The organism is Buttiauxella sp. BIGb0471 (genome assembly GCF_024807715.1).
Taxonomy (GTDB): Bacteria; Pseudomonadota; Gammaproteobacteria; order Enterobacterales; family Enterobacteriaceae; genus Buttiauxella; species Buttiauxella agrestis.
In genome coordinates, this window is record NZ_JANUEU010000001.1 from 165,131 (window position 1) to 180,901 (window position 15,771).

At 51.6% G+C, this 15,771-nt stretch carries 13 protein-coding genes and 1 pseudogene; 5 read left to right on the top strand and 9 right to left on the bottom strand.

The genetic code is table 11. From position 1 onward, the window contains the following. Nucleotides 1-26 precede the first annotated feature (26 nt). Nucleotides 27-1,265: an Nramp family divalent metal transporter gene (locus M2371_RS00750; protein WP_034497437.1), complete on the top strand. Its 1,239-nt coding sequence runs from the start codon at nucleotides 27-29 to the stop codon at nucleotides 1,263-1,265. 52 nt (nucleotides 1,266-1,317) lie between these two features. On the opposite strand, the gene M2371_RS00755 is transcribed toward M2371_RS00750, so the two are convergent. After that, on the bottom strand, nucleotides 1,318-1,674 hold the full coding sequence (locus M2371_RS00755) for a DUF2502 domain-containing protein (RefSeq protein WP_172893524.1): 357 nt from the start codon (nucleotides 1,672-1,674) through the stop codon (nucleotides 1,318-1,320). 152 nt (nucleotides 1,675-1,826) lie between these two features. Next, on the bottom strand, nucleotides 1,827-2,816 hold the full coding sequence (mgrA, locus tag M2371_RS00760; protein WP_259266636.1) for an L-glyceraldehyde 3-phosphate reductase: 990 nt from the start codon (nucleotides 2,814-2,816) through the stop codon (nucleotides 1,827-1,829). A 182-nt stretch (nucleotides 2,817-2,998) separates the two neighbouring features. Here mgrA and M2371_RS00765 point away from each other — a divergent pair, with 182 nt between their 5' ends. Next, nucleotides 2,999-4,651, top strand: a complete 1,653-nt coding sequence (locus tag M2371_RS00765) for an alpha-keto acid decarboxylase family protein (RefSeq protein WP_259266637.1) — start codon at nucleotides 2,999-3,001, stop codon at nucleotides 4,649-4,651. Nucleotides 4,652-4,755: 104 nt separating this feature from the next. On the opposite strand, the gene M2371_RS00770 is transcribed toward M2371_RS00765, so the two are convergent. Beyond that, nucleotides 4,756-5,991 carry an ion channel protein gene (locus M2371_RS00770; protein ID WP_259266638.1) on the bottom strand — a complete coding sequence of 412 codons (1,236 nt, stop codon included), beginning with the start codon at nucleotides 5,989-5,991 and terminating at the stop codon, nucleotides 4,756-4,758. A 224-nt stretch (nucleotides 5,992-6,215) separates the two neighbouring features. On the opposite strand from M2371_RS00770, the gene glk reads away from it, so the two are divergent. Then, nucleotides 6,216-7,181, top strand: coding sequence for a glucokinase (gene glk, locus M2371_RS00775; RefSeq protein ID WP_172893528.1), 966 nt, complete (start codon nucleotides 6,216-6,218; stop codon nucleotides 7,179-7,181). A gap of 47 nt (nucleotides 7,182-7,228) precedes the next feature. Here glk and M2371_RS00780 read toward each other — a convergent pair whose 3' ends face one another. The 3 genes from M2371_RS00780 to M2371_RS00790 form a co-directional block, all read right to left on the bottom strand. Continuing rightward, nucleotides 7,229-7,960 (bottom strand): LytTR family DNA-binding domain-containing protein, encoded by a 732-nt coding sequence (locus tag M2371_RS00780; RefSeq protein WP_259266639.1) that lies wholly within the window; start codon nucleotides 7,958-7,960, stop codon nucleotides 7,229-7,231. After that, nucleotides 7,957-9,666, bottom strand: coding sequence for a sensor histidine kinase (locus M2371_RS00785; RefSeq protein ID WP_172893529.1), 1,710 nt, complete (start codon nucleotides 9,664-9,666; stop codon nucleotides 7,957-7,959). Before M2371_RS00785 ends, M2371_RS00780 begins: the two co-directional genes overlap by 4 nt. Nucleotides 9,667-9,834: 168 nt before the next feature. After that, a complete protein-coding gene (locus M2371_RS00790) occupies nucleotides 9,835-11,076 on the bottom strand; it encodes a DUF1479 domain-containing protein (protein ID WP_259266640.1) in 1,242 nt (413 codons plus the stop codon). A 241-nt stretch (nucleotides 11,077-11,317) separates the two neighbouring features. Between M2371_RS00790 and alaC the strand changes: the two genes are divergently transcribed. Next, nucleotides 11,318-12,556 (top strand): alanine transaminase, encoded by a 1,239-nt coding sequence (alaC, locus tag M2371_RS00795; RefSeq protein ID WP_259266641.1) that lies wholly within the window; start codon nucleotides 11,318-11,320, stop codon nucleotides 12,554-12,556. A gap of 37 nt (nucleotides 12,557-12,593) precedes the next feature. Here alaC and ypdK read toward each other — a convergent pair whose 3' ends face one another. The 3 genes and pseudogenes from ypdK to M2371_RS00805 form a co-directional block, all read right to left on the bottom strand. Further along, nucleotides 12,594-12,668, bottom strand: a complete 75-nt coding sequence (gene ypdK, locus M2371_RS21605; RefSeq protein WP_115631778.1) for a membrane protein YpdK — start codon at nucleotides 12,666-12,668, stop codon at nucleotides 12,594-12,596. Nucleotides 12,669-13,035: 367 nt separating this feature from the next. Next, a pseudogene (locus tag M2371_RS00800) lies at nucleotides 13,036-13,224 on the bottom strand (hypothetical protein); the annotation flags it as partial. A gap of 244 nt (nucleotides 13,225-13,468) precedes the next feature. After that, the gene (locus tag M2371_RS00805) at nucleotides 13,469-14,161 is read right to left on the bottom strand and encodes a TetR/AcrR family transcriptional regulator (protein WP_259266643.1); all 693 of its coding nucleotides are present in this window, start codon (nucleotides 14,159-14,161) and stop codon (nucleotides 13,469-13,471) included. Nucleotides 14,162-14,243: 82 nt separating this feature from the next. On the opposite strand from M2371_RS00805, the gene M2371_RS00810 reads away from it, so the two are divergent. After that, nucleotides 14,244-15,743, top strand: a complete 1,500-nt coding sequence (locus tag M2371_RS00810; RefSeq protein WP_172893534.1) for an MDR family MFS transporter — start codon at nucleotides 14,244-14,246, stop codon at nucleotides 15,741-15,743. The last annotated feature ends 28 nt before the right edge of the window (nucleotides 15,744-15,771 follow it).

Here is a 15,771-nt window from a genome sequence, read left to right on the forward strand (position 1 = left end):
AAAGGCTATATCTCCAGAGGCAGATGATGACAAACAGTCGCGTTGAAAACAGTGGTACTCGCACAGCGCGCAGATTACGCCTGGCGTTGATGGGGCCGGCTTTTATTGCTGCCATCGGTTATATCGATCCCGGTAACTTTGCGACCAACATCCAGGCCGGTGCCAGCTTTGGTTATAAATTGCTGTGGGTGGTGGTGTGGGCCAACTTCATGGCGATGCTTATCCAAATCCTCTCGGCAAAACTGGGGATTGCGACCGGTAAAAATCTCGCTGAGCAGATTCGCGACCATTATCCGCGTCCGGTGGTGTGGCTTTACTGGATACAGGCTGAAATTATCGCCATGGCGACTGACCTTGCTGAATTCATCGGTGCCGCGATAGGTTTCAAACTGATTCTCGGCGTCTCTTTACTACAAGGTGCGGTGCTGACGGGAATCGCGACTTTCCTGATACTGATGCTGCAACGGCGAGGCCAGAAACCGCTGGAAAAAGTGATTGGCGGATTACTGCTGTTCGTGGCGGCGGCCTACATTGTGGAGCTGATTTTCTCCCAGCCGAAACTGGTAGAACTCGGGAAAGGAATGTTGATTCCAAGTTTGCCGACCAGTGAAGCGGTATTTCTTGCCGCAGGCGTGCTCGGCGCAACCATTATGCCGCACGTCATTTATTTACATTCTTCGCTAACCCAACACCTGCACGGTGGTAATCGAGCCGAAAGGTATTCAGCAACTAAATGGGATGTCGCCATCGCGATGACCATTGCCGGATTCGTCAACCTGGCAATGATGGCTACTGCGGCTGCCGCATTTCACTTCTCGGGCCACACCGGGGTTGCTGACCTGGACGAAGCGTACCTCACGCTTGAACCCTTACTTAGCCATTCTGCCGCCACGATTTTTGGTTTAAGTCTGGTTGCGGCGGGATTGTCATCAACCGTGGTGGGAACACTGGCGGGGCAGGTGGTGATGCAAGGCTTCGTGCGCTTCTATATTCCGCTGTGGGTACGTCGCGCCGTCACCATGGCTCCGTCGTTCATTGTCATTCTGATGGGGCTGGATCCGACCAGAATTCTGGTCATGAGCCAGGTATTACTCAGCTTCGGTATTGCTCTGGCACTGGTTCCGCTGCTTATCTTCACCAGCAATGAAAAATTGATGGGCGATTTGGTCAATACCCGAATCGTGAGAATCACCGGATGGGTGATTGTCGCCATCGTCGTCGCGTTGAATTTGTGGCTGCTGATTGGCACCGTGTTAGGCCTGTAGCCCTTAAAAAGATGCAATAAAAAACGGGAGCCGAAGCTCCCGTTGTAAAATCTTAGTGGCGATGACCGCCGCCGTGACCATGTCCGCGCCCGCCTCGTCCTGGTCCGCGATGATCGTCACGATCGTTCCAACCCGCGCGGTAACCTTTCTCAAAGCTGCTACGACCACGGTCTTTGTACCAACCACGGTGATAGCCATTGTCATGGCGGTGCCAGCGATTATCGCGCCACTCGTAATTTCGACGCCAGTAATCGCGGTCGCGCCAGCCACCGCCATCCCAGTAATTACCGCGGTAATCCTGATCGCCTATTTGCAGCTTAATTGACGGCAGCAGGGTGATTTCGCCCGCATTGGCCATCATTGGTGCTGATGCCAGTAATGCAATCGCAAGAATTAGTGACCTGAACATACTCTCTCCCTACATACGATAACCGCCACAGCGGCTTGTTAACGGTATAGTAAGTTGTGGTAACTAAGTGTTTCATCGCCACAACTCCTAATTCGTAGGGGAGAGCACTTTTTGCTAATTTAGCTGAAAATTAAATCAGCCTGTGTTAACGGTTACACTAATATTTCTTCGATTTCTGCCAGTTCAGAAGCGGTAAAATGACGGTTATCCAACATGCCTACTGCATCGTCTATCTGGCTGATTTTACTGGCACCAATCAACACCGAAGTGACTTTATCACCACGCAACACCCAGGCCAGCGCCATTTGCGAAAGCTTCTGCCCACGCCGCTGTGCAATGGCGTTGAGTTTTCGGACTTTCTTCAGCTTCTCTTCGGTCAGTTGATCCGCGTTCAGGAACTTGCTGCCGCTCGCCGCACGTGAATCAGCAGGAATACCATCAAGATAACGATCCGTAAGCTGCCCACCCGCCAATGGTGAAAACGCAATGCTGCCGACACCTTTTTCTTGCAGAACATCCAGTAAACCGCCTTCAACCCAACGCTCAAACATCGAATAACGCGGCTGGTGGATAAGGCATGGCGTGCCAAGAGAATTCAAAATATCAATGGCTTGAGCCGCAAGTTCAGCCGGGTAATTTGAAATGCCGACATACAGTGCTTTGCCCTGGCGCACGACGGAGTCAAGAGCGCGCATTGTTTCTTCAAGCGGGGTTTCCGGGTCCGGACGGTGATGGTAAAAAATATCGACATATTCAAGACCCATGCGTTTCAGGCTTTGATCAAGGCTTGAAATCAGATACTTACGTGAACCCCAATCACCATAAGGGCCATCCCACATGGTATAGCCAGCTTTGGACGAAATAATCAGCTCATCACGATATGGAAGGAAATCTTCACGCAGGATACGACCAAAGTTTTCTTCGGCGGAACCTGGCGGTGGCCCGTAGTTATTCGCCAGGTCAAGATGGGTAATTCCTGAGTCAAACGCGCGGTGTAACAGCTGTCGGCTGTTTGCCAGCAGCGTGCTATCACCAAAGTTGTGCCACAAACCCAGCGAAATAGCGGGGAGTTTTAAACCGCTGCGCCCACAACGACGATATTCCATTGATTCATAACGCGCAGAATTTGCCTGATAGACCATGTGAAATCCTTGGTGAGTGAATAATGCCAACTTAGTGTATACGTTTTCACAACATTGAAGACCATCAGACTACACCCCGATTAAGTGTAAATCCCTCTTTCCACGGCCTTATTCTCCTTGTTCCTCGACAGCGATCACAGATGTCCAATACTCACTGTAAGCCCTCACAGAAGGAATGAGTCATGAATTACACTGTCGCGGACTATCTGCTGGACCGGTTCACTGAGGCTGGAATTAACCATCTTTTTGGTGTCCCCGGTGACTACAACTTACAGTTTCTGGATAACGTCATTAACAACCCGACCCTTGCATGGGTGGGGTGCGCCAACGAACTTAATGCAGCCTATGCCGCTGATGGCTACGCACGCTGTAACGGTGCGGCGGCTATGCTGACGACGTTTGGTGTCGGCGAATTAAGTGCCATTAATGGTATCGCCGGAAGCTACGCCGAATATTTACCCGTTATTCATGTGGTCGGCGCACCGTGTCTCGGCGCGCAGCGGCGGGGTGAATTGATGCATCACACTTTGGGGGATGGGGATTTCGGCCATTTCTCACGCATGGCGCAGGAAGTGACGGTGGCACAAGCCTCGCTCACCGCAGAAAACGCCTGTTACGAGATAGACCGTGTTGTACAGCAGGCTTTATTGCAGCGCCGTCCGGGTTATTTACTGCTCCCAAGCGATGTTTCTCAGGCACCTGCGACGCGCCCGACAAAACCCTTATTGCCGCAACAACCGTCCACCGACCCGGCATTACTCACCCAATTCCGCGCCTGCGCACAAGCGCGTCTGGCGGAAAGCCGCAGCGTGGCGTTACTGGCTGATTTCCTGGCGCTGCGATTTGGGCAACAAAAAGCCTTGCAGCAATGGATGGACGACACGCCGATGCCACACGCCACATTGCTGATGGGCAAAGGATTATTCGATGAAGGCCAGCAAGGTTTTGTCGGGACTTATAGCGCCTCGGCCAGCTCGCCCACGGTGATTCAGGCGATTGAAAAGGCTGAACTGGTTATTTGTGCGGGCGTGAAATTTACCGACACGCTAACAGCCGGATTCACCCAACATTTTTCTCTCCAGCAGACTATCGACATCCAGCCGAATGCCGCCCGAATTGGCGAGCGCTGGTTCAGTGGGATAGCGATGGTGCAAGCCATTGAAACTCTGCATCAGCTTTGCAAACACCAGGTTTCAGGCTGGTCTTCGCCGCAACAAAAACCGCCCGCGTTACCGGAGGCGACATCCGGGAAACTGGATCAGCACGCTTTCTGGCAATCCTTGCAAGGCTTCCTGCAAGCGGGGGATATCGTTCTGGCCGACCAGGGAACTGCAGCTTTTGGTGCCGCGACCTTAACGCTCCCCGCAGGCGTCACGTTTATCGCTCAGCCGCTTTGGGGGTCGATAGGTTTTACCCTTCCTGCCGCATTTGGGGCGCAAACCGCCTGCCCAAATCGCCGCGTGATATTGCTGGTAGGCGATGGTTCGGCGCAACTCACCATCCAGGAAATAGGCTCGATGATGCGCGACGGGCAGCGCCCGGTGATTTTCTTGCTCAACAATGAGGGTTACACCGTTGAACGGGCGATTCACGGTGCCGAACAGCGTTACAACGACATTGCACCGTGGAACTGGACGCAAATTCCGCAGGCATTGAATGTTGATAATCAGGCGCAATGCTGGCGAGTGACGGAGCCGGTGCAGCTCGATGAGGTGATGCAGAAAGTGGCAAAAGCAGAACGACTGTCGCTGGTGGAAGTCGTTCTGCCGAAACAGGATATTCCTGAGCTTTTGCAGGCGATCACGGCATCGCTTGCGAAACGCAATGCCGGTTAGTCGGTCGAATTAATGGTGGATGACGCTGCGCTTATCCCCCCTACAACACCCATTCCGTAGGTCGGATAAGCGCAGCGTCATCCGGCAAAACTGGCAATGTAAAATTAAACTTTGGGTTTATCCGCCATCATAACCGGTTTGCCCGCCAGCAGCAGCCATGCGGGTAGCATCACGATACACAGCAATGGCAGCAATTTGATATCCGGCACCACCGCCATTGCCATAAACAGGCTGAGCCAACCATCGCGAGTCACCACCAATACCAGGCCAAGGATGGCACAAGATAGCGTAATGGCGGCCGGAACTGCTTCAACATGCTGGTGAAGCATCATGCCTAACGCCACTCCGACAAAAACCACCGGGAAAATACGCCCCCCACGGAAACCGCAGGCTGAGGCAATCACTAACGCCGCCAGTTTTACTACCGCAAACATCAGCAACGTGGCGACAGAATAATGCTGCACGGTGGATAGCTGGCGCATTTCATCCAGGCCTTTAAACAGCGTGACTTCGCCGCCAACCAACCCCAACACGCCTAGCAGAAAACCGCCGACGCCCAAAATTAACACCGGGTGTTTAAGCTGATGAATGAGACGGTGCGCACGTGGCAAGCACCACACCGCAATCATTCCCAGTGCAATCGCGATTGCCGCGACTACCGCACCGCTGAAGATATCAACCAGGCGCATTTCTGGATATTGCAGAGCGGGCAAAGAGAAATCAGGATGGAAGAACAGGTCGGTGGTCAACGCTCCCGCCGCCGCCGCCATCAGCGGGGCAAACAAACGGTCCCACAACGGCACGTCATTGCTGCCATTGAGCGTTTGGGAAAACACCAGTGCCGCCGCAACCGGTGTGCCAAATAGTGCGCCGATGGTGCCTGCTGCGGCAAGAATCGTCCAGTCCAGCGCGCCAACTCTTGGCAGCAAACGCGCCCCAATCGCTACCGCCAGCGCAATATTCACCGCCATAATCGGGTGTTCTGGTCCCAGACTCACGCCGCCCGCAAGCCCCAGCACCAGTGCAATAATCAACCCCGGCAGCGCCATGACAGACACCGGTGCGCCAATCAATGGTTCGGTTGCCGGATCTGGCCCCGCATGGCCTGGCATATAGCGAATCACCAGCCCCACAGCAATCCCCGTGCACGTCAGCATCAACAAAATCCACAACGGGGAGTTCATATCGAGATCAAATCTGGCGGGCAGTGATACCCAAAGATAACGCTGTAAAACAGCGGCAACTTTCATCACTACGATTAATACCAGGCTGGAAAAGATCCCAATCACTAACGCAGGGAGAGAGAGAACCAACATCGTTCTGGCTCGCGGATGGAGCATGTTTTATTCCTTAACTAAAATAAACTTTGCGCAAAATCGTCGCGGCAAACAGTCTGCCAGACCGGACATTTCGACCGCTATGCAATAAGGGCTGAAACGCTCAATCTAATCTGTGACGAAGATCTATAATCCCAAGGCACTTATCATCTGGTCGTTGTTGTTTAGGCTAGCTAATTTTACAGTGATGCTAGGACTTATTTTGACTTTAGCGGAGCAGTGGAAGAATGACAAAATATGCTTTGGTGGGAGATGTAGGCGGCACCAATGCGCGTCTGGCACTGTGCAACGTTGAAAATGGTGACATCACCCAGGCAAAAACCTACTCGGGCCTCGATTTCCCAAGCCTTGAAGCGGTCGTGGTGCATTATCTCAAAGAGCACAATGTCAGTGTAACCGATGGTTGTATCGCAATTGCTTGCCCGATTACTGGCGACTGGGTGGCGATGACCAACCATACCTGGGCATTCTCTACCGCTGAGATGAAAAAGAATCTCGGCTTTGAACATCTGGAAATTATCAACGACTTTACCGCCGTTTCCATGGCTATTCCGGCGCTCAAAAAAGAGCATCTGATCAAATTTGGCGGTGATGAGCCGGTCGAAGGTAAACCTATCGCGGTTTATGGCGCGGGTACTGGGTTGGGCGTCGCACATCTCGTTCACGTCGATAAACGTTGGGTGAGTCTGCCGGGCGAAGGCGGTCACGTTGATTTCGCGCCAAACAGCGAAGAAGAGGGGATCATTCTCGAAGAGTTGCGCACTGAAATCGGCCATGTGTCAGCTGAGCGTGTGCTTTCAGGGCCGGGACTGGTGAATCTGTATCGTGCGATTGTTAAATCAGATGGCCGTCAGCCGGAAAATTACAAGCCGAAAGACATCACTGAAAAAGCGCTCGAAGATAGCTGCACCGATTGTCGCCGTGCGCTGTCGCTGTTCTGTGTGATCATGGGGCGCTTTGGCGGCAACCTCGCTCTGACGTTGGGAACCTTCGGCGGCGTATATATCGCGGGCGGCATCGTGCCACGTTTCCTGGAGTTCTTTAAGGCTTCCGGTTTCCGTGGCGGTTTTGAGGATAAAGGGCGTTTTAAAGAATATGTGCAAAGCATCCCGGTGTATCTGATTGTTCACGATCAACCGGGGCTGCTCGGCGCTGGCGCGCATTTGCGTCAAACTCTGGGGCAAATTCTCTAACGGCTTTCGTAGGTCGGATTAGCGCAGGCGAAATCCGACATTACGGTCTACAAGCGCATCAACGCCCGAAACTCCTTCACCTTGCTGCGACTCACCGGCACCTGAAAATCCAGATCCCGCAGGCGTAAAATATAGGTATTGTTAAACCACGGTTCTATCTCGCGGATTTTACTCAGGTTCACGCAATACGAGCGATGGCAGCGGAAGAAATGGCTTTCCGGCAGACGGTGGCAAAACTCGGTGATATTCATTGGCATCACATAGGCTTCGCGGCGCGTATACACAAAAGTCATTTTCTCGTGCGCTTCAGCGTAATAAATATCGTTAATATCGGTAACGATAATCCGCTCGTCCTTTACCAGATTAATCGTCAGCGCTTCACGGTTAGAGCTGCTTCCTGAGGTCGGCGTATTCTGTTGCAAATATGCCGCCTCCAGCTTTTGCAGCATGCCAATAATGCGCGACTCCTGATACGGTTTCAGAATGTAGTCGAATGCTTCCAGCTCAAACGCTTCCACCGCGTGTTCTTTCCAGGCGGTGATAAACACAATAAACGGCTTATGGGCAAACTTGCTGATGTTCTGCGCCAGCAAAACACCGTCTAAAGAAGGAATGTTGATGTCGAGAAAAATAGCGTCAACTTCATGATGTTGGAGGTATTTCAGCACATCCATCCCATCATCAAAAGTGCCAACAACTTCCATTTGGCTGTGTTCTTTAATCAGCCAGTTCAGTTCCTGCTGTGCCAGCACTTCATCTTCGACGATGAGAACTTTCATGCGTTTCCTCCTTGTTGCGACAATAACGGTGGAACGGCGGTAGCAGCGGCGTGAGGCACGTAAAACGCAATCTCCGTACCCGGTTCAAGGCGACGAATATGTAAACCTTCGCCATAAAGTAATTTTACCCGGTGATGGACATTTAACAGGCCGATTTTATTGCCTGGCATTTCGTTAGCTTCAACCCGTTCAATCACTTGCGGGTCGATACCATGCCCGGTGTCGCGCACCGCAATGCGCACGCGATTACCGCTCTCTTCAACGCTAATCGTCACCACACCTTTCCCTTTACATTGCTGAACACCATGAACAATTGCGTTCTCGACCAGCGGCTGAATCAGCAGGCTTGGGATCAGGCAATTCACTTCTTCATCAATGTGATAAATCACCGTCAGCTTGTCGCCAAAACGCGCCTGCTCAATAGCGATGTAATCTTTAATTTGATACAGCTCTTTTTTGATGTCGATCTGCTCATCGTCTTTTAATTCAATGTTATAGCGCAGATAACGTGACAAATTATAAATCAACTGACGGGCGGTATCGGGATTCATGCGAATGGACGACGAAATGGCATTTAACGCATTAAACAAGAAATGCGGGTTAATTTTGCTTTGTAGCGCCCGCAGTTCCGCTTTATTGGCCATTTCACGCAATTGCTCGGCGCGGGAAACCTCCAGTTGGGTGGAAATAATCTGCGAAAGCCCCACCGCCATCTCTTGTAAGGTCGATGTAATCTGATGCGCGTGACGGTAATAGATTTTCAGCGTGCCCGTCACTACACCTTTTTCCCATAAAGGAATAATAATCAGCGAGTGAATTTCCGGGGTACGATACGCTTCATCATCATTACGAATAATGATTTTCCCTTCACGAATAGCCAGCTGTGTTCTTGGGCTAATGCCGTCGTCGTTTTGCTTATAGTTGTCTTCGCCAAACCCTACGTAAGCCAGAACTTTATCGACATCGGTAATGGCTACCGCATCGGCGTTAATATCGTCGCGGATAATATTGCAAACCTGACGCAAAGACTCACTGTTAACGTTACGAAATAGCGGCAGCGTTTTGTTGGCAATATCCAGCGCGAGTTTGGCCTGGCGTGCCGCACTGGCCTCTTTTTCACCCTCAACACTTTGCACCAGCACCACAATCAGGCCGATTGACACCGTGCCGAGGATCATCGGAATCCCGATTTTCGAGACAATATCTATCCCTAATTCAATGGACGGCGCCCACAGCACCACCAGAATCATGGTCATGGTTTCACACAACATGGCGCCGAAAATACCGACTCGCCAGTGCTGTTCTTTCGGGACTTTGCGGTTGATTAAACCTGAGATAATACCGGCGACGATACTGGTGATCAGACAGGGGACGGCAGTAATGCCATCAACATCAATCAGGTAACGATGCAGCCCGGCAATAATCCCGGTGATGATCCCTACCCACGGGCCAAATAAAATCCCGCCTGCCATCACGGCAATAATGCGCACATTTACCAGCGACCCTTCGACGTGAACGCCAGACCAGGTACTGAATAAAGCAAACATCGAGAAAATAGCCGTGACCGCCAATAACTCTTTGGGGGTGTGGGCGTTTTTATGCAGCAACTCGCGGAACAGGCGGATGCGAATTAAAAAGAACAGGCAAATCAGCATCAGCGCCGCACGGTCAAATACCGCCAGCAGCATGTCAAAGGTTTCGTGCACCGGTAACTCGCGTGACTAAGAATGGAAGGGTAATGATAAGGAAATTACTGGGTGGTTACCAGAAACGTGGATTTTAACACTGTACGCCCTCATCCCAGCCTTCTCCCCCAGGAGAAGGAGAAAACCAGATCATCCCCTCTCCCTGGGGAGAGGGCTAGGGTGAGGGGGTTACTTCCCGCCTAACTGCTCGCGCCCGGCGGAACTCAAATCCGCAGGAGTCGCACGCCCATCAAAATCGACCTCAAAATCATCGGCCGCGAAATCGGGCGGTGATTTGCCTTCTACAAAAGCCGGCCACTGGCGTTCAAGATATGCGGCGTTCTTCTCACACCACGGAGCCGCAGCGATATACATCACATTGCTATCGAACTCTCCAAGGTGTTCATTTTCCACCGCATGAATCACATCGCAGTGCCAGAAAACGGTATCGCCCGCTTCCATATCGGGAATTGAGGATATCCCGGTTAATAAAAGGGGATGCCACTGTTCGTTAATAGAAAGGGCGCGTCCTGGCTTCGCTTCGCACAGGGATTCTTCCGGCACATCATCTTGCAAAGCACGCAGTAAAATATACGCCATCGCGTTTGCCACCGGCAGCAAAGTCAGCGTGCCGCCGTGCTTGCGTTGCGGGCTAAGTGCGGTCCAGCCCTGGAAAGTACGGAACATCGAACACACCGCCGGAGACGGGAATTCACGGACTTCAGTGCGGCCTTCAGCAGCGAAAGGATTGTATTTCTGCCACTGGCCGGAAAACACGTGGCGATAAACATGGCGGAAATTCTCATCCAGCCAGCGCTCAACGGAACCGCCATCAACATGTGGCGACAGGCCCAAAGAGTTGGAGCGAGGAGGGCGGCGACGGGTGCGGTCGGCATAACTCACCACGCGATCCGGGTCGAAATGGTGCTTACCGTTGCTTTCGGTTTCCCACAAATTATTCAGGAACACCTGCACCGCTTTCATGCGGGCGTGCTGGCGCGCTTCGACCTGCGGTTTAGACCAGTAAATGCCGTAAATTTGCGGCTTACTTTCTGCAAGTGTGCCGAAATAGTTATCTTCTGCGGCATTCTTCAGCTTTTCGACAAAGTTATTTCGCTCCAGATAATTGCCGACTTCTTCATTCCATGCCTGTGCCTGAGCCTGCGGGAAAACGCCTTTTACCGTGCAGCAACCGCGCTGGCGAATCAGCGCTTTTTGCTGCTCGCTCACACGATGATTGACGATATCTTCGGCGTTAATTTGCGGCACCGGGTTTTCTCCCCGCTCCATCTCGGCACGAATAGCCTCAATCTGGCGCTTCATATCGCCTTCAAGTTGTTCAAAAGCAGCTCTGTAGTCTGGCAAGTCGTGGCGAAGCTGTTGTTTTATCTCACGGATTGCACGCGGTAAGTCATCAATGTGTAGGGTCATGGCGAAACTCCACGTCGTTAGAAAGAGGTTATATGAATGTTGTGACATGGTTAATGTAATCCATCGCCATCAAATAAAATAGGGATTAGCTTCAAATGAAGTATCCTCTTTTGTCTCAGATGAAAAATATTTCACTTTCCCTCTCGACAGATGATTTTTATTCAGGCTATTTTCTAAGCAGGCCACATCATGTGGCAGCGTCGCTCGGACGGTCCGGGCGCTAACGTAATCAGAGGAATTTATGGCTGACTCCAGTCCAAAACGTCGTTTTTCGCGTATCGATCGTCTCCCTCCGTATGTGTTCAACATCACCGCTGAACTGAAAATGGCCGCTCGTCGCCGTGGCGAAGACATTATCGATTTCAGTATGGGTAATCCGGATGGCCCTACACCGCCACATATCGTGGAAAAACTCTGTACCGTCGCGCAGCGTGAAGATACGCACGGTTACTCCACATCGCGCGGCATTCCGCGTTTACGCCGGGCTATTTCTCGCTGGTACAAAGATCGCTACGACGTGGAAATCGACCCAGAAAGCGAAGCGATTGTCACGATTGGCTCGAAAGAAGGTCTGGCGCACTTGATGCTGGCAACGCTGGATCACGGCGACACGGTGCTGGTGCCAAACCCAAGTTATCCGATTCATATTTACGGGGCGGTTATCGCCGGGGCGCAGGTGCGCTCGGTGCCGCTGGTGGAAGGCGTAGACTTCTTCGCCGAATTAGAGCGTGCCATTCGCGAAAGTTACCCAAAACCAAAAATGATGATCCTCGGCTTCCCATCAAACCCTACCGCGCAATGCGTGGAGCTGGAGTTTTTTGAAAAAGTCGTCGCGCTGGCAAAACGCTACGATGTGCTGGTGGTACACGATTTGGCTTACGCCGATATCGTGTACGACGGCTGGAAAGCCCCATCCATAATGGAAGTCCCGGGCGCACGTGATGTGGCCGTTGAATTCTTTACGCTGTCGAAAAGCTACAACATGGCAGGCTGGCGTATTGGTTTCATGGTGGGTAACAAAGAGCTGGTGAACGCGCTGGCGCGTATCAAAAGTTACCACGACTACGGCACATTTACGCCGCTGCAAGTCGCTGCTATTGCTGCCCTGGAAGGTGACCAGCAATGTGTGCGCGATATCGCCGAGCAGTATAAACGCCGACGTGATGTGTTGGTGAAAGGCTTGCACGAAGCGGGCTGGATGGTGGAATGCCCGAAAGCATCGATGTATGTGTGGGCGAAAATCCCGGAACAATACGCGGCAATGGGTTCGCTGGAGTTTGCTAAAAAACTGCTTCAGGATGCGAAAGTCTGCGTTTCACCGGGTGTCGGTTTTGGCGATTACGGTGATACGCATGTGCGTTTTGCATTAATTGAAAACCGCGATCGCATTCGCCAGGCCGTGCGGGGGATTAAAACGATGTTCCGTGCCGACGGTTTATTGCCCACCACGCAGAAATCGCCGTCAAATATTGCTGAGTAAAAACGAAAACAGGAGCCAATTGGCTCCTGTTTCTTATTCATTCAACCATCATTACAAATGTACCGACCCAAACCAACAAAATGAACGACAACCCCATCATGAAATATTTCACGTTACATTGCTCCGCGCGTGTTGCCGCGCAATTTTGCTAAAAAATTCAGTATAGAAACAGTAAACCGCCATCTGGAGTTTTTGGGATTTATTCCATAACCGCTGGCCGCTTTGCATTGATTCGTCGGGCGCTAATGTACTCCCCCTTTCAGGCGTAATACAAGAGCCTGGAAACAGTAATGGCAATCCTTTTTTTAACTTTACATTTCTCGGGGCTGAGAAATAATAAACCATTTGAATTAAAAGGGATTTTGTCTGTGTGGCGAGGCTGTAGCTGAGATGAAAATACGGTGTGATGTGGCGCTGATTTTTTGAAATAACAGGCTCATCTGAGCCCGTTAAACGGAGGACTATTTTACTGCGTCATGGGCGTTTTCCATCGCCTGCTTCATTGCCGCATTATTGATGGAGTTCTGACGATTTTGCTCGGCAAGATAACAGGTATCTTTGCTGATTCCCTGAGCCTGGCAATCCGCCATACGCTGCGCCGGAGAGCTACAGCCCGCCAGTGTTCCAACCATACCTACCATCACCATCATCAACATTATTTTTTTCATTGCTGTTTAACCCAAAATGTAAAAGAAACCGCCGAAGCGAAACGCCAAAATATGGCGCGAGCATAATCCATCATTTTTAATATGGGTTACCTAAGAAAAAGCCTAATCATTGATGTATACCCGTCATTCTTCAAGTTGCAGGGGTGTTGGCTGCACTCACAAACCCCAGTCACTTACCTAAGTAAGCTCCCGGGGATTTGCTCCTTTGCCGCCTACCTGCAACTCGAATTATTTGGGTATAAGATTATGATTCGCGGCTGCCCACGCCCGATTTCAGTAGGGCTGCGATATGACGTGAAAGCCTCTCGCTGGTCAGCGACGTGCTGCCGCTGCGAAGATCATTTTGTAAACGCGCCACGGGTAAAAGCGTTAAGCCGAACAACGAGATAAACAAAAACTCGGGTTCAATGTCTGGGTTTAAGCGGCCTTCATCCTGCCATTTGCGGATCCACATCTGCGCCGCTTCGCTCTCTTTTGTACCAAAACGTGCATCGATTCTCTGCTTTAACAAGCCGGTTTCGCTTAACACTTCGCGGATCCACAACGGTGCAAACCAGGGATGCTCAAGCGAAGCATCAATAAACTTCTGCGTCAGTGCCGTCAGGGCGCTGACAGGATCGTTGGGGTGCATTTCAAACGCGCCACCCATGGATGCCCGCACCGGCATATAACGCTCATCAATCAATACGTCTAAAAGTTGTTCGCGAGTTTTGAAATAGTAATGCAGCATGGCGGGAGTCACGCCCGCCTCGGTTGCAATGGCACTCAAAGGGGTCTGGGCTATTCCCTGATTTGAGAATAATTTCAATGCCGTATCGAGCAGTAAATCGCGCTTATCGACACTTTTACTCGCCCCTGCCGGGCGGCCAGGGCGGCGGCGTTTTTGGTCTCCTGACGCGATTTTTTCGGAATTTTTACTGCCGTTTTGAGGTGACATTTTGTGCGCCTTCCATTGACCAGGTGAAACTATCCCCTCTATATTAATTATCCAGTTAATTAATTACAAGCCGACAGATAAGATGACAGTCACAGAAACTCCCCGGACAGAAACGCAACAGCACGCAACGTCAATTCGCTTGCTGTTTTCCGCGTTGATGTTGGTCATGCTGCTTGCAGCACTTGATCAGACCATCGTTTCAACCGCCTTGCCGACGATTGTCAGCGAGTTGGGCGGGCTGGAAAAACTCTCGTGGGTGGTCACGGCTTATCTGCTGTCTTCCACGATTGTGGTGCCGCTGTACGGTAAATTTGGCGACTTATTAGGGCGCAAGATTGTACTGCAAACGGCGATAGTGCTGTTCCTGGTCGGCTCGGCGTTATGCGGCCTGGCGCAGAATATGACGCAGCTGATTTTGATGCGTGCTCTGCAAGGTTTGGGCGGTGGCGGCCTGATGGTCGTAACAATGGCGGCGGTAGGGGACGTTATCCCGCCTGCGGATCGCGGCAAATATCAGGGTTTATTCGGCGGGGTGTTTGGACTGGCAACGGTCATTGGCCCGCTGATTGGCGGTTTCCTGGTTGAGCACTTTTCATGGCGCTGGATTTTTTACATCAACCTGCCATTGGGTGTTTTCGCGTTGCTGGTGATTGGCGCGGTACTGAAACCGCAAACCGCGCGTATTCGCCACCAGATTGATTTCCTTGGTGCGGGTTATCTCGCCGCTTCATTAACCTGTTTGATTCTGTTTACCAGCCAGGGCGGCACCGTAATGGCGTGGTCCGATCCGCAATTGTGGTGCATTTTCGCCTTTTTCGTCGTCACCCTTGGCGGGTTTATCTATGAAGAGCGCCTGGCTATCGAGCCGATTATCCCGCTCGGGTTGTTCCGTGACCGCACTTTCTTATTGAGCTGCCTGATAGGTTTCATCATCGGGATGTCGCTGTTTGGCTCCATGACGTTCCTGCCTTTGTATTTGCAGGTGGTGAAATCGTCTACGCCAACGGAAGCGGGGATCCAGTTGCTCCCGCTGATGGGGGGGCTGATGCTGACCTCGATTGTCAGCGGGCGAATCATCAGCAAAATTGGGCGTTACCGCATCTTCCCGATTCTCGGCACGCTGGTGACTTTTATCGCGATGGCACTGCTCGGCACGCTTAAAATTGAAACGCCAATCCACGTTCTTTATATGTACATCGCGCTGCTGGGCTTTGGCCTGGGGATGGTGATGCAAGTGCTGGTGCTGGCGGTGCAAAACAGCGTTGAGCAAAATATGATTGGTGTGGCGACGTCCAGCACCACGCTGTTCCGCCAGATTGGCGGTTCCATTGGCGTGGCCGGTTTTGGGGCGATTTTCACCAACGTATTGCAAAACAAGCTCGCCGTGTTGATTCCACCCGATGTGCAACTGCCGCATCAACTGGGAGCGAAAGCGGTACATGAACTCCCGGCTGCTTTACAAAATGATTATCTGCAAGCCTTTGGCGCGGCGCTGCATTCGGTATATCTGATTTCTGCGTGTGTGGTGATATTGGCGTTTGTGTTGTCTTTACTGATGAAGGATGTGCCGCTGCGTAAATAGGTTTTATATGCTAAAACACCTGTTCACA

Excerpts from the sequence above, each read along its gene's own strand:
- M2371_RS00805 (WP_259266643.1), bottom strand. The coding sequence starts at position 14,161 with ATGTCACCTCAAAACGGCAGTAAAAATTCCGAAAAAATCGCGTCAGGA.
- alaC (WP_259266641.1), top strand. The coding sequence starts at position 11,318 with ATGGCTGACTCCAGTCCAAAACGTCGTTTTTCGCGTATCGATCGTCTC.
- mgrA (WP_259266636.1), bottom strand. The coding sequence starts at position 2,816 with ATGGTCTATCAGGCAAATTCTGCGCGTTATGAATCAATGGAATATCGT.
- M2371_RS00780 (WP_259266639.1), bottom strand. The coding sequence starts at position 7,960 with ATGAAAGTTCTCATCGTCGAAGATGAAGTGCTGGCACAGCAGGAACTG.
- glk (WP_172893528.1), top strand. The coding sequence starts at position 6,216 with ATGACAAAATATGCTTTGGTGGGAGATGTAGGCGGCACCAATGCGCGT.
- M2371_RS00750 (WP_034497437.1), top strand. The coding sequence starts at position 27 with ATGACAAACAGTCGCGTTGAAAACAGTGGTACTCGCACAGCGCGCAGA.
- M2371_RS00810 (WP_172893534.1), top strand. The coding sequence starts at position 14,244 with ATGACAGTCACAGAAACTCCCCGGACAGAAACGCAACAGCACGCAACG.
- M2371_RS00755 (WP_172893524.1), bottom strand. The coding sequence starts at position 1,674 with ATGTTCAGGTCACTAATTCTTGCGATTGCATTACTGGCATCAGCACCA.
- M2371_RS00770 (WP_259266638.1), bottom strand. The coding sequence starts at position 5,991 with ATGCTCCATCCGCGAGCCAGAACGATGTTGGTTCTCTCTCTCCCTGCG.
- M2371_RS00790 (WP_259266640.1), bottom strand. The coding sequence starts at position 11,076 with ATGACCCTACACATTGATGACTTACCGCGTGCAATCCGTGAGATAAAA.
- M2371_RS00765 (WP_259266637.1), top strand. The coding sequence starts at position 2,999 with ATGAATTACACTGTCGCGGACTATCTGCTGGACCGGTTCACTGAGGCT.